General features: G+C 60.3%; 8 protein-coding genes. 1 reads left to right on the plus strand and 7 read right to left on the minus strand.

All coding sequences use genetic code 11. The features are described from left to right. Nucleotides 1–96: 96 nt before the first annotated feature. Entirely contained in the window at nucleotides 97–1,131 is a 1,035-nt protein-coding gene (locus HMPREF9452_RS11435) for a hypothetical protein (RefSeq protein WP_009141930.1), read from the plus strand. Between the two features lie 91 nt (nucleotides 1,132–1,222). Here HMPREF9452_RS11435 and rpsJ read toward each other — a convergent pair whose 3' ends face one another. The 7 genes from rpsJ to rpoB form a co-directional block, all read right to left on the minus strand. Then, entirely contained in the window at nucleotides 1,223–1,531 is a 309-nt protein-coding gene (gene rpsJ / locus HMPREF9452_RS09535) for a 30S ribosomal protein S10 (RefSeq protein WP_009141931.1), read from the minus strand. Nucleotides 1,532–1,594: 63 nt separating this feature from the next. Then, nucleotides 1,595–3,703, minus strand: a complete 2,109-nt coding sequence (gene fusA, locus HMPREF9452_RS09540) for an elongation factor G (protein ID WP_009141932.1) — start codon at nucleotides 3,701–3,703, stop codon at nucleotides 1,595–1,597. Between the two features lie 21 nt (nucleotides 3,704–3,724). Then, on the minus strand, nucleotides 3,725–4,198 hold the full coding sequence (gene rpsG / locus HMPREF9452_RS09545; protein ID WP_009141933.1) for a 30S ribosomal protein S7: 474 nt from the start codon (nucleotides 4,196–4,198) through the stop codon (nucleotides 3,725–3,727). Nucleotides 4,199–4,246: 48 nt separating this feature from the next. Next, a complete protein-coding gene (gene rpsL / locus HMPREF9452_RS09550; protein ID WP_009141934.1) occupies nucleotides 4,247–4,618 on the minus strand; it encodes a 30S ribosomal protein S12 in 372 nt (123 codons plus the stop codon). A gap of 221 nt (nucleotides 4,619–4,839) precedes the next feature. After that, nucleotides 4,840–5,019: a hypothetical protein gene (locus HMPREF9452_RS09555; RefSeq protein WP_009141935.1), complete on the minus strand. Its 180-nt coding sequence runs from the start codon at nucleotides 5,017–5,019 to the stop codon at nucleotides 4,840–4,842. Between the two features lie 505 nt (nucleotides 5,020–5,524). Further along, nucleotides 5,525–10,009 (minus strand): DNA-directed RNA polymerase subunit beta', encoded by a 4,485-nt coding sequence (locus HMPREF9452_RS09560; RefSeq protein WP_009141936.1) that lies wholly within the window; start codon nucleotides 10,007–10,009, stop codon nucleotides 5,525–5,527. A gap of 5 nt (nucleotides 10,010–10,014) precedes the next feature. Then, a complete protein-coding gene (gene rpoB, locus HMPREF9452_RS09565; RefSeq protein ID WP_009141937.1) occupies nucleotides 10,015–13,521 on the minus strand; it encodes a DNA-directed RNA polymerase subunit beta in 3,507 nt (1,168 codons plus the stop codon). Between the last annotated feature and the right edge of the window lie 384 nt (nucleotides 13,522–13,905).

The raw sequence follows: 13,905 nt of genomic DNA on the forward strand, positions 1-13,905 counted from the left end.
AAAGATTACGTCGATATCAACCGATTATCCAGGCAATACGCATGTGCAAGCATAGTAGCCCACACTAACGCAAGGCAGCTTTGATGGGAGGGCGATATGCCGCGTTCGCTTGAGACCACACTTATAAAAAAGATTGCTGACGCATTCTCGAGCGGAAAGCTCTACACCCCCAAAACAGACTCCGAGCGCCAAGGGTTGAAGCGGCGCGTTCTCAAAGGGACGGTAGCGACACCCTATAAGGGCCTCTACGCACTTACGGAGCAATGGCTGGACATGGAGAAGCCGCAGCAATACAAGATGATTATCAAAACGCTCGCAGAGCTTTATCCCAACTGGGTTTTCTGCTCATTTTCAGCCGCCGTGCTGCACGGTCTCGAAGTTCCCTTTACAGAGATGAATCTGATTCACATCGCCGCGACTTGCAGCCGACGTACCAACGATTTGGTCTATCACCACATGAAGATCGATAGCCCTGAGAACGTGGACGGAGTGAAATGCGACTCCATAGACGGCACCGTATTAGAATGCGTCCGAAAAAGCGACTTTAGATACGCCCTGGCGGTGGCAGATTCATCGCTGCGCTTATTGAGGCGCAATGCAAAGGAAATGATTGAGAGGATAGAGACCAAATGTAAGGGCAGACACGGCATAGCCTACGTCAAAGAGGTCTTTGGCCATGCCAATAGCAGGGCTGAAAACGGCGGGGAATCATATGCGCGAGCAGTGATGATAGAGAACGGCGTTATGTTACCAAAGTTGCAGGTTGAACATTATGATCCAGTCACCAGGACAAAATACAGGGACGATTTTGAGTGGGAGCTCAAGACTGGAAACGTGGCTGGCGAGCTCGATGGTAGCAAAAAATATACCCTGATAGCCAAGAATCGAGGCGCAACAATCGAGCAGGTGCTTCTCGAAGAACGTCAACGCGAATCCAGGCTGAGAAACCAGGGGCTCAAGTTCGCGCGATTTACCTTTGACCAGATCCGGCAAGTCTCTTCTTTCATAGATATTCTCGATTCTTGCGGCATTCCAAGGATTGGAATAAATCCTCGTGCACCAAAGCCGCCGGCCAAGCGAAGAGAGATCGCATCTCGAACGTACAAACGAAAAAGCCAGAGACAAAGATAAGGACTGGGTCAAGGCGGATAAAACCCACCAAAAAAGCCCCCTGGCTTATAACCAGAGGGCTTAATGCAAGCTAGTCGTGTCTAAGGCAAGCTTAGAGCTTGATCTCGATGTCGACACCCGCGGGGAGGTCGAGACGCATCAGCGAATCGACGGTGCCGCTGGTGGGATCGAGAATGTCGATGAGGCGCTTGTGGGTGCGCATCTCGAACTGCTCACGAGAATCCTTGTCCTTGTGCGGGGAGCGGATAACCGTGTAAAGGTTGCGCTCGGTGGGCAGGGGAATGGGGCCGGAAACGCGAGCACCGGTCTTCTGGGCGGTCTCGACGATGAGCTTCGCGGACTGATCAACAACCTCGTGATCGTAGCCCTTGAGGCGGATCCTGATCTTCTGGCTAGACAACTTGAACCTCCAAATGGAATGCGAGGGCATCCTCGCTGGAATGTACTAACGGTGCGGATGAGCTTAGGCGTTGGTGCCGTTCTTGCTCATGACCTCGTCCATGATGGACTTGGGCGCCGGCTCGTAGGAGTCGAACTGCATCGTGTAGGATGCACGGCCCTGGGTCTGGGAGCGAAGGTCGGTAGCATAGCCGAACATCTCGCCCAGGGGCACCTTAGCGCGGATGACCTTGCTGCCAGCACGATCGTCCATGCCCTCGATCTTGCCACGGCGGCCGGACAGGTTGCCCATAACGTCGCCCATGTACTGCTCGGGGGTCTCGACCTCGACGAACATGTAAGGCTCGAGGAGGATGGGGTCGGACTTCTTGAGAGCATCCTTGATGGCCATGGAGCCAGCGATCTTGAATGCGGCCTCGGAGGAGTCGACCTCGTGGTAAGAGCCGTCGAATAGGGTGACCTTCACGTCGACAACCGGGTAGCCAGCGATGACACCGGTGTTCAGCGCCTCCTGGATGCCCTTGTCGATGGACGGGATGTAATCCTTGGGGACGACGCCGCCGACGATGGCGTTGACGAACTCGTAACCAAAGCCCTCTTCCATCTTCTCGAGCTTGATGACGGCGTGGCCGTACTGGCCGCGACCACCGGACTGACGGACAAACTTACCCTCAGCCTTCTCGACGTCATGACCGGGAGCCTCACGGTAGGCAACCTGGGGCTTACCAACGTTAGCCTCAACCTTGAACTCGCGGAGCAGGCGGTCGACGATGATCTCGAGGTGCAGCTCGCCCATGCCGGCGATGATGGTCTGGCCGGTCTCGTGGTTGGTGGACACCTGGAACGTGGGGTCCTCCTCGGCGAGCTTGGTCAGAGCGATGGACATCTTGTCCTGCTCGGCCTTGGTCTTGGGCTCGATAGCAATGTCGATAACGGGCTTAGCGAACTCGATCTGCTCGAGGATGAGCTCCTTGCCCTCCTCGCACAGGGTGTCACCGGTGGTGGTGTTCTTGAGGCCCACGGCAGCGAGGATGTCGCCAGCGGAAGCGCCATCGACGTCGACGCGGTCGTTAGCGTTCATCTCGAGGATGCGGCCAAAACGCTCGCGGCTGCCGGAAGTGGCGTTGGCGACGTAAGAACCGGCGTCCACGTGACCGGAGTACACGCGGAAGAAGGTGAGCTTACCAACAAAGGGATCGGTAGCGATCTTGAAGGCGAGCGCCGCGAACGGAGCGTCAGCGGAAGCCTCGCGGGTCTCGGTCTCACCGGTCTTGGGGTTGGTGCCCTCAACAGCAGGAACATCCAGCGGGCTGGGCAGGTAGTCGACAACAGCGTCGAGAAGCTCCTGAACGCCCTTGTTCTTGTAGGCGGAACCAACCAGAACGGGGTTGAGCTCGTTAGCAAGGGTGCCCTTGCGGATGGCGGACTTGAGCATGTCGACGGGGATCTCCTCGTCCTCAAGAACCATCATCATGAGCTCGTCATCGTAGTTCGCAGCGGCGTCGAGCAGCTCAGCGCGCTTCTCGGCGGCAACGTCGGCGAACTCAGCGGGGATCTCGTCCATGGGCTCGGGATAGGTCATGCCCTTATCGTCGGGCTTGAAGTCCCAAGCGGTCATGGTGACCAGATCGATAACGCCCCAGAACTGATCCTCTGCACCCATGGGAACCTGGATGGCCACGGCGTTAGCGTTGAGGCGATCCTTCATGGTCTGGATGGCGTTGAAGAAGTCTGCGCCCACGCGGTCATACTTGTTGATGAAGGCGATGCGGGGGACGTTGAAGTTGCGGGCCTGGCGCCAGACGGTCTCGGACTGCGGCTGAACGCCGGCGACGGCGTCGAACACGGCGACGGCACCGTCGAGAACGCGAAGGGAGCGCTCGACCTCAGCGGTGAAGTCAACGTGGCCCGGGGTGTCGATGATCTGGATGCGGTAGGACTTATCATCCTTGTGCCAGAAGCAAGTGGTAGCAGCGGACTGAATGGTAACGCCGCGCTCCTGCTCCTGAACCATCCAGTCCATGGTGGCAGCGCCCTCATGGGTCTCACCGATCTTGTGCTTCTTACCGGTGTAGTAAAGAATGCGCTCGGTAGTGGTGGTCTTGCCAGCATCGATGTGAGCCATGATGCCGATGTTGCGGGTCTCGGAAAGCTTGTACTTGGGCTTAGCCATGAGTCAGTTCCTTCCTTGGAATTACCAGCGGTAGTGAGAGAACGCGCGGTTGGCCTCGGCCATCTTGAAGACGTCCTCGCGCTTCTTCACGGAAGCACCAACGCCGTTGGAGGCATCGAGGATCTCGTTAGCGAGACGCTCGGCCATGGTCTTCTCCTTGCGAGCACGCGAGAAGTTGACGATCCAGCGGATGGCGAGCTGGGTGGAGCGACGGGAGTTGACCTCCATCGGCACCTGGTAGGTAGCGCCACCAACGCGCTTGGGCTTGACCTCGAGCGTGGGGCGGACGTTGTCCATGGCCTTCTTGAAGGTGGCAAGAGCGTCACCCTCGGACTTCTCGGCAACGATGTCGAATGCACCGTAGACGACGCGCTCGGCGGTAGCCTTCTTGCCGTCGAGAAGAACCTTGTTGATAAGCTGGGTCACGAGGCGGTTGTTGTACACGGAATCAGGCATGACCTCGCGGCGATTATTCTTTGCTGCACGACGCGGCATATGAAATCTCCTCTATTCGTTGGATCAGGTGTAGTAGCTACTTTGAGACTACTTCGGGCGCTTAGCGCCGTACTTGGAGCGGGACTGCTTACGGTTGTTCACCGGAGCGGAGTCGTAGGCGCCACGGATGACGTGATAACGAACACCGGGGAGGTCGCGAACACGGCCGCCGCGGATGAGGACGATGGAGTGCTCCTGGAGGTTGTGGCCCTCACCAGGAATGTATGCGGTGACCTCGATGCCGTTAACAAGACGGACACGGGCAACCTTACGAAGAGCCGAGTTCGGCTTCTTGGGGGAGGTGGTGAACACGCGGGTGCACACGCCGCGCTTCTGGGAGTTGTGCTGCAGAGCTGCGTTCTTGGACTTCTTGGGAACGGACTTACGGCCCTGGCGAACCAGCTGGTTGATAGTAGGCAAAACGTACTCCTTCTTCGTGATGATTCCAGCTTTATACTTAGTGCAACGGCTTGAATCGAGGCGTCAGCATCCGCCTACGAAACACGCGGTTCGCTACGTTACGCCTGTTGTGCTGCGGTGTCAACAGACCACGCCACCGGGCGTTTCCCTATTTGGCACATTTCACGCAGAATCTTCATAGATGGTCAAAGGAATGCGTTTTTCGTTAACCAACGAAGCCGTTAACGCTTCTTAGGGCCCTTCTTTGTTGGGCGCTTCTTTGCTTTTTTGGACGAGGAGGGGGCGCTCGTGTTCCCATCACGGTGCTTTACGCGGTAGAACCCCGCGCCCATCACCACCGCGACAACCAAGATGAGCATCCACATGAGTTGGCTTCCAAGAGAGGGAGCGACGGTTTCCATACCAAGCCTTTCCTTGCGCAGCCGGAAGACCACTCCCCCGGACGTATCAACGTGGAGCATTCTACCCAAGCGCCCGGCGCTGCCGCGCTCAGCGGGGCAGCGTATCCGCGAGCGGCCGCGCGTCATTCTGGGGAAGGCTCCGGTATGCGACGATTAACACCGCAATCTCTGTCACAAGCGTCAACCACTGATATTGGTCCGGCACCGCGCGGCGATCATGGCACCCGTTGTAACAACAAACGTGGCTGCAAGGTAAGTGACCACAATAACCAGTATAAGGACGAGGAAACCTTTGAGCGCCATTTGGACGTCGACCCCTTGCCTTGCCTTGCCTTGCCTTGATCTTGCAACTGCACGCCTCCCCCCCCACGCTCCCTATGCTGCATCTATGGACGAAAACGGGCGAGACAGATTATCTGCCTCGCCCGTATATAGCATTTTGAATGCAGGCGGCTAAGCCCGCTTCAAGTTATGCGAACCGGTCATCAAAGCCGGTGCGTAACGACTACTCCTCAAAGGAGTTGTGGCCGTTGGGGTCCTCGGGGCTATCGCCATCGTCCTGATCGACCAGCTGGTTGAGCAGCTCGTCGATAGAGGCCATATCCTCGTTGATGATGCCGCCGGATGCCTTGGACTTGTCCTCAGCGGGGGCGCCCAGCAGCTCCTCGTCCGAATCATAGTGATGACGCGGAGCAGAGGTGCCCAGCAGGATGTCGTCCGGGCCGTCCGGGCTGAAGACCATCTGCAGCAGCTGGGAGAGGTCCTCTTCATCAGCCATATCCTCGGTGTTATCAAGGATGTGAAGCAGGTTGTGGGCCTCCAGGCCGTCGCGCAGCTCCTCGATCGCCTTGGCGCCGATGCCATCGATGCGGAGCAGATCCTCCTCGGACTTGCCGACCAGGTCGCCAACGGTCTCGATGCCGACCTCGCTGAACTTGTTGGTCCAGCGCTGGGACACGCCAAGGTCGTCGAATAGGTACAGGCGGGCGTCCTCGGCGGAGATGGTGCGGCCATTGCGCGTGAAGGAACCGTCCCCCGGGTAATCGTCATAACCAACCCAGTCGAGCTGCTGCGGAAGCTGCTCGTCCAGCTCCTTGAGCTCGGCGGGCGCCCACTCGGGCAGCGCCTTGGAGCCGGGAGCGGTCGCGCCGCCAACGGTTGCGTAGCCGTCGGAGGTGCGATAGGTAAGGCTCGCCTCGGAATACGGCTTGAGGCCGGTGCCGACCGGGATCTTCTTGCCCACGATAACGTTGGACTTGAGGTCCAGCAGGTGGTCGACCTTGCCCTCGATAGCGGCCTCTGTGAGCACGCCCGCGGTACGGATGAACGACGCGGAGGACAGCCAGGAGTCGATGGACGCGGCAACCTTGAGGGTACCCAGGATCGCAGCCTCAGAGGTGGGCGGGGTGCCGCCGCGACGGGCGACGCGCTCGACCTCGTCCGCGAACTCATAGCGGTCGACGTACTGGCCCAGCAGGTAGCTGGAATCACCGGGGTTGGTGATCTGAACGCGACGCAGCATCTGACGTGCGATGACCTCGATGTGCTTGTCGTTCAAATCAACGCCCTGGCTGGTATAGACGTCCTTGACGTTCTCGACGAACGTGTGCATGGTGCTCTCGATATCGGTCAGCTTGCGCAGGTTGCGGAAGTTGACGAAGCCCTTGGTGATCTGGTCACCGGCGCGGACGGTGCAGCCGTCCTCGATACCGGGCATGAAGCGGACGGACGCGGGAACGCGCTTCTCCTCGAGCACACGGGTGTGATCGTCGGAGTCGGTCAAGGTCAGGACGTACTCGGACTTCTCCGGCTTGATGGAGAGGTGACCGGAGAACGGAGCCAGGTCGGCCTCGCGGCCCAGGATCTTCTCGTTGACGTTGCCGACGACGTCGAACATACGGCCAACGGTAGGCAGACCCTGCGTAATGTCGTCGACGCCTGCAACGCCACCGGAGTGAATGGTACGCATCGTAAGCTGCGTACCGGGCTCGCCGATGGACTGAGCCGCGATGATGCCGACGGCGGTGCCGATGGCGACGGGACGACGGGTAGAGAGGTCCCAGCCGTAGCACTTCTGGCATACGCCGTACTTGGAACGGCAGGTCAGCAGCGCACGCAGGGTGACCTTCTTGAGGCCGGCGTCAACCAGCTTCTGGATGTCGGAAACGCTCTCGATGTACTGGTCGCGCTCGAACAGGACGGTACCGTCGGCAGAAACGGCGTCCTCGGAGAAGCAGCGGCCAACCAGGTCGGCGTTCAGCGAGTCGGTGCCGGGGATGATGAGGTTGTAGGAGCAGCCCTCCTGCGTACCGCAGTCCTCCTCGCGGACGATAACGTCCTGAGCGACGTCGACCAGACGGCGGGTAAGGTAACCGGAGTCAGACGTGTGGGACGCGGTGTCGACCAGGCCCTTACGAGCGCCGTACGTGGAGATGAAGTACTCCAGGGGCAGCAGGCCCTCGCGGAAGTTCGCCTTAATGGGAAGGTCGATGGTCTCACCGGACATGTCCGCCATAAGGCCGCGCATGCCGCCGAGCTGACGCAGCTGGGTCTTGGAACCACGGGCGCCGGAGTCGGCCATCATGTAGATCGGGTTCTCCTCGTCGAACATGTCGAGCATGAGAGCGGCGACCTTGTCGGTAGCGGCGGTCCACTCATTAACTACCTCGGTGTGGCGCTCCATCTCGTTGATGAAGCCCTCCTCGAAGTACTCGTTAATGGAGTCGACGCGGTCCTGGGCCTCTGCCAGAATCTGGGGCTTCTCATCAGGGATGAGAGCGTCCCACAGAGAGATGGTGAGGCCGGCGCGGGTAGCGAAGTGGAAACCGGCGAACTTGATGGCGTCCAGGATGGGGCCGACCTCGGCCTGCGGATAGCGATCGCAGCAGGCGGCGACCAGCTTGCCCACATCGCCCTTGACCATCTTGTAGTTGATGAACTCGTAGTCCGCGGGCAGGCACTGGCGGTTGAAGATGATGCGGCCGATGGTGGTCTCGAAACGGCAGGTCTTGTTGCCCGTCACATCGTAGTCCACAAACTCGTTGCGATCGTTCTTCACACGGAAGTAGCTGTGCTCCTCGTCGAAGTAATTAGCCTCGGCCTCGGAGACGCGAACCTGGATCTTGGCCTGAAGGTCAACCTCGGTACGAGCATCATAGGCGTTGAGCGCATCGTCGAAGCTGGCGAACACGTGGCCCTCGCCAGGCAGGCCGTCGCGAGCCTGGGTGAGGTAGTACACGCCAATGATCATGTCCTGGGAAGGAACGTTGACCGGCTTGCCGGATGCGGGCGAGCGCAGGTTGTTCGCAGAGAGCATGAGCACGCGCGCCTCGGCCTGAGCCTGAAGCGACAGCGGCACGTGCACGGACATCTGGTCGCCGTCGAAGTCGGCGTTGAAGGGGGCGCAGACCAGCGGGTGCAGGTGGATTGCCTTGCCCTCGACCAGAACGGGCTCGAAAGCCTGAATGGAGAGGCGGTGCAGCGTAGGTGCACGGTTGAGCAGGACCAGACGGCCGTCGATGACCTCTTCCAGGATGTCCCAGACAAAGCTGGCACCGCGCTCGATCGCGCGCTTGGCGCCCTTGATGTTCTCGACCTTGCCAAGCTCGACCAGGCGCTTCATGACGAAGGGCTTGAAGAGCTCCAGCGCCATGGTCTTGGGCAGACCGCACTGGTGCAGCTTGAGCTTGGGGTCCGTAACGATTACGGAACGTCCGGAGTAGTCGACGCGCTTACCCAGCAGGTTCTGACGGAAGCGGCCCTGCTTGCCCTTGAGGGCCTCGGCAAGGGACTTGAGCGGACGACCGCCACGTCCGGAAACCGGACGGCCGCGACGGCCGTTGTCGAACAGTGCGTCGACGGCCTCCTGCAGCATACGCTTCTCGTTGTTCACGATGATCGCGGGAGCATCGAGGTCGAGCAGGCGCTTAAGACGATTGTTACGGTTGATAACGCGACGATACAGATCGTTCAGGTCGGACGCAGCGAAGCGACCGCCGTCGAGCTGGACCATAGGACGAAGATCGGGCGGAATGACCGGAATGACGTCGAGGATCATGTTGGCGGGGTCGTTGTGGCCCTTCAGGAAGGCATCGACGACCTCAAGGCGCTTGACGGCTTTCTCGCGCTTCTGCTTCTGGCCATCGACGTCGGCGATGATGGCCTTCAGGCGCTCGGACTCGGACTCCAGGTCGATGGCGGCCAGCAGGTCGCGAACAGCCTCGGCGCCCATGTCGCCGCTGAAGTACATGGAGTAGTAGCGCTTCATCTCGCGGAACAGAGGCTCGTCGGAGATCAGGTCGCGCTCGGAGAGCTTCATGAATGCCTGGAACGCGTCGGAGCGCAGCTGCTTCTCGTCCTTGCACTCTTCCTCGATGTCGATGATGCCGGCGGCGATCTCCTCCTGGGTCAGAGGCTCCTCATCGGAGAACTCATCGAAGTTCTCGGGGTTGCCCTGCTCCTTCAGAGACTCGATCTGACGTGCGCACTCGGCGTCGATCTCCTCGAGGTCGGCGGCGAGCTCCTCGCGCAGATCCTCTGCATCGGCCTCGCGCGCCTCGTAGTCGACGTGCGTGATGATATAGCTGGCGAAGTAGAGCACCTTCTCCAGGTCCTTGCTCTTGATGTCGAGCAGGCGGCTCATGGGGAAGCTGGTGGGGCTCTTGAAATACCAGATGTGGCTTACCGGGGCGGCAAGCTCGATGTGGCCCATGCGTTCGCGACGCACCTTGGCCGAGGTGACCTCGACGCCGCAGCGCTCGCAGACGATGCCCTTGAAGCGAATGCCCTTGTACTTGCCGCAAGAGCACTCCCAGTCCTTGGCGGGACCGAAGATCTTCTCGCAGAACAGGCCGTCCTTCTCGGGCTTGAGGGTACGGTAGTTGATGGTCTCGGGCTTCTTGACCTCGCCGTAAGACCAGGAGCGGATCTTGTCGGCGCTGGCAAGGGAGATCTTTACCGCGTCAAAATCAGTAGCTTCGAAATCTGCCACAGTTTCTACTCCTTATCAGTGGTGGAAGCGGCCAGCTCGCCGATGAGGGCTTCGGCTGCATCCGCAGAGGTGTCGGCCTCGTCGATGGAGGGAAGGGTGTCCAGGTCGGCCAGGACGTCGTCCACGTCCGCGGTCTCGGCTACGGTCTCGGGCTCCGGCTCGTGGTCGCGGATGGGCTCGATGTCGAGCGCGAGCGAGCGGATCTCCTTGACCAGAACCTTGAAGGACTCGGGAATACCGGCCATGGGGACGTTGTCGCCCTTGACGATCGCCTCGTAGGTCTTGACGCGACCGACGGTGTCGTCGGACTTGACCGTGAGGATCTCCTGCAGGACGTTGGAAGCACCGTACGCGTACAGTGCCCAAACTTCCATCTCACCGAAGCGCTGGCCGCCGAACTGGGCCTTACCGCCCAGGGGCTGCTGGGTAACCAGGCTGTAGGGGCCGGTCGAACGCGCGTGGATCTTGTCGTCGACCATGTGGCCGAGCTTCAGGATGTAGGAGGTGCCGACGGTGATGGGCTCGCGGAACTCCTCACCCGAACGGCCGTCGAACAGGCGGGTCTTGCCGCGCTCGTCCAGCTGGGTGACAAAGTCGGTGCGCATGTGGTCGCCCAGGCGCTCGGTGGCCAAGTTGACCATGTTCTTGTTGGCGCGACGGATGACCTCGGCGATCTCGTCCTCATGGGCGCCGTCGAAGACGGGGGTCGCCGTAAAGAACGGACCGGGAACGTACCTGTCGGAATCAGCGTTGTCCTGATCCCAACCACAGGCGGCGGCCCAGCCAAGGTGGCACTCGAGCAGCTGGCCGACGTTCATACGGGAGGGAACGCCCAGGGGGTTCAGGATGACGTCGACAGGGGTGCCGTCGGCCATGTAGGGCATATCCTCGACCGGCAGGATCTTGGAGATAACACCCTTGTTGCCGTGGCGGCCGGCGATCTTGTCGCCTTCCTGGATCTTACGACGCTGGGCGACGTAGACGCGGACCATCTCGTTAACGCCCGGAGCCAGGTCGTCACCGGCCTCGCGGCTGAAGCGGGCGACGTCGATGACTCGACCGTAGGAACCGTGAGGCATCTTAAGAGAGGTGTCGCGAACGTCATGGGCCTTGGCGCCAAAGATAGCGCGGAGCAGGCGCTCCTCGGCGGTCAGAGCGCTCTCGCCCTTGGGCGTGACCTTACCGACCAGGATGTCGCCGGGGCCGACCTCGGCGCCGATGCGGATGACGCCGTCCTCGTCCAGATTGGCGAGCATATCCTCGGAGAGGTTGGGGATCTCGCGGGTGATCTCCTCGGGACCCAGCTTGGTGTCGCGAGCGTCGATCTCGTGGCGAGAGATATTGATGGTGGTCAGCAGGTCCTCGGCCACCACGCGCTCGGACACGACGATAGCGTCCTCGTAGTTGTAACCTTCCCAGCTCATGTAGGCGACCGTGAGGTTCTGGCCCAAAGCGAGCTCGCCGTGATCGGTGGACGGACCGTCTGCCAGGGGCTGGCCCTTGACGACCTCATCGCCCACGCGAACCAGCGGACGGTGGTTGATGCAGGTGGACTGGTTGGAACGCTGGTATTTGGGCAGGTGATACTCGTCCATACCGCCAGCGTGCTTAACGGTGATCTTGCGCGCGTCAGCGAAGATGACCTCGCCGGCGTGCTTGGCCAGGGTGACCTCGCCGGAGTCCAGCGCAGCGCGACGCTCCATGCCGGTGCCGACGTACGGGGCGGCAGGGTGAACCAGGGGCACGGCCTGACGCTGCATGTTAGCGCCCATGAGGGTACGCTTGGCGTCGTCGTGCTCCAGGAACGGAATGAGGGTGGCGGCGACGGAGATCATCTGACGCGGAGAGACGTCCATGTAGTCGACCATCTCGACGGGCACGTCTGCGGGAGCGCCGAAGGAGCCGTCGAAGTCGCGAGTACGGGCGACGATGGTGTGGGGACGAACCAGGTTGCCGTCGGCGTCGGCGACCACGAACTCATTGGTCTCGGGGTCGAGCGGGGTGTTCGCCGGGGCGATGATGTGGTTCTCTTCCTCGTCAGCGGTCATCCAGTCGATCTGGTCGGTGGCGACGCCGTTCTCAACGCGGCGATACGGGGCCTCGATGAAGCCGTACTCGTTCACTCGAGCGTAGAGGGAGAGAGAGCCGATCAGGCCGATGTTGGGGCCTTCGGGGGTCTCGATGGGGCACATACGGGAGTAGTGCGAGTTGTGGACGTCGCGGACGGCGGTAGGCACGTTGGTGCGGCGGCTGGAACCGGACTTGTGACCAGCAAGGCCACCGGGGCCCAGAGCGGACAGGCGGCGCTTGTGGGTAAGACCGGTCAGCGGGTTGGCCTGGTCCATGAACTGGGACAGCTGGGAGGAGCCGAAGAACTCCTTGATGGCAGCCACGATGGGACGGATGTTGATGAGACTCTGCGGGGTGATCTCGTCGATATCCTGGGAGCTCATGCGCTCGCGGACCACGCGCTCCATACGGCTCATACCGATACGGAACTGGTTGGCCACCAGCTCGCCGACGGTGCGGATGCGGCGGTTACCGAAGTGGTCGATGTCGTCGGTCTTGTAACCGGGGGTGCCGGCGGCAAGCTCGAGCAGGTAGCGCAGGGTGGCGACGATGTCCTCGTCGGTAAGCACCGCAACGTCCTCAGTGGTGTCGAGGCCGAGCTTCTTATTCACCTTGTAGCGGCCGACGCGAGCCAGGTCGTAGCGCTGCGCATTGAAGAGCAGGCCCTCGAGCAAGCTGCGGGAGGCGTCGACGGTGGGCGGCTCGCCCGGACGCAGGCGACGGTAGATCTCGATGAGGGCGTCCTCGCGGGTGAGGGCGGTATCGCGCTCGATGGTGCGCTTCACGACATCGGAGTCACCGAGCATCTCGATGATCTCGTCGTTGGTGGTAGCGATACCCAGTGCGCGCAGGAACATGGTAGCGGACTGCTTGCGCTTGCGGTCGATGGAGACCACCAGCTGATCGCGCTTGTCGACCTCGAACTCCAGCCAAGCGCCGCGAGCGGGGATGATCTGCGCCTTGTAGACCTGCTTGCCGCCGTCCATCTCGGAGCTGTAGTACACGCCCGGGGAGCGGACCAGCTGGGAGACGACGATGCGCTCGGTACCGTTGATGATGAAGGTGCCCTGATCGGTCATCATGGGGAAATCGCCCATGAAGACCAGCTGCTCCTTGATCTCGCCGGTCTCCTTGTTGGTAAGGCGGACATCGGTGAGAAGCGGAGCCTGGTAGGTCATATCCTTCTCGCGGCACTCCTCCACGGTGTGCGCGGGGTCGCCGAACTGGTGCTCACCAAAGGTGACCTCCAGGATATGGTTCTGGCTCTGAATGGGGCTGGACTCCTTGAAAGCCTCGCGGAGCCCATCGGTCATGAAGCGGTCGAAGCTCTCCTTCTGAACGGAGATAAGGTTCGGAAGCTCCATCACCTCGGGGATCTTTCCAAAGTTGACGCGCGTGCGCTCTGTTGCCGTTACCGGCTGGGTGGCTTTTGCATCACTCACCAGGCGTTCCCTCCTTCTTGGGAAAATGCGGTTTGCTTGGCGTTCGGTCGCATGTCGTATACACTGTTCCGCGATCGCTGACGCACATCGAAAACGTGCTCTTGACATCTCGACAGAAATCGCCATATATCGCAACCTACTAGTTTAGCAACTACGAACCGTTTGGCAATAAAAGTCTTGACTATAGGTAACTTTTGGACTAGGCAAAAAAGTTACAACTAAACCCGCAGGTAATTGACCTGAACAGAACATGTGTTCATGTTGTTCTAATGGAGACGTTGTATTACGTGCGCATGTCACAAGGCAGGCTGGATTTTAGGAACCGCCGCAAACCAATAGATGGTTAAAAGAAAATGCCCCAACCGCAACGGTTGAGGCATTCCA

Source organism: Collinsella tanakaei YIT 12063, assembly GCF_000225705.1.
In the GTDB taxonomy this organism is placed as follows: domain Bacteria; phylum Actinomycetota; class Coriobacteriia; order Coriobacteriales; family Coriobacteriaceae; genus Collinsella; species Collinsella tanakaei.

Excerpts from the sequence above, each read along its gene's own strand:
- HMPREF9452_RS11435 (WP_009141930.1), top strand. The coding sequence starts at position 97 with ATGCCGCGTTCGCTTGAGACCACACTTATAAAAAAGATTGCTGACGCA.
- fusA (WP_009141932.1), bottom strand. The coding sequence starts at position 3,703 with ATGGCTAAGCCCAAGTACAAGCTTTCCGAGACCCGCAACATCGGCATC.
- rpsG (WP_009141933.1), bottom strand. The coding sequence starts at position 4,198 with ATGCCGCGTCGTGCAGCAAAGAATAATCGCCGCGAGGTCATGCCTGAT.
- HMPREF9452_RS09555 (WP_009141935.1), bottom strand. The coding sequence starts at position 5,019 with ATGGAAACCGTCGCTCCCTCTCTTGGAAGCCAACTCATGTGGATGCTC.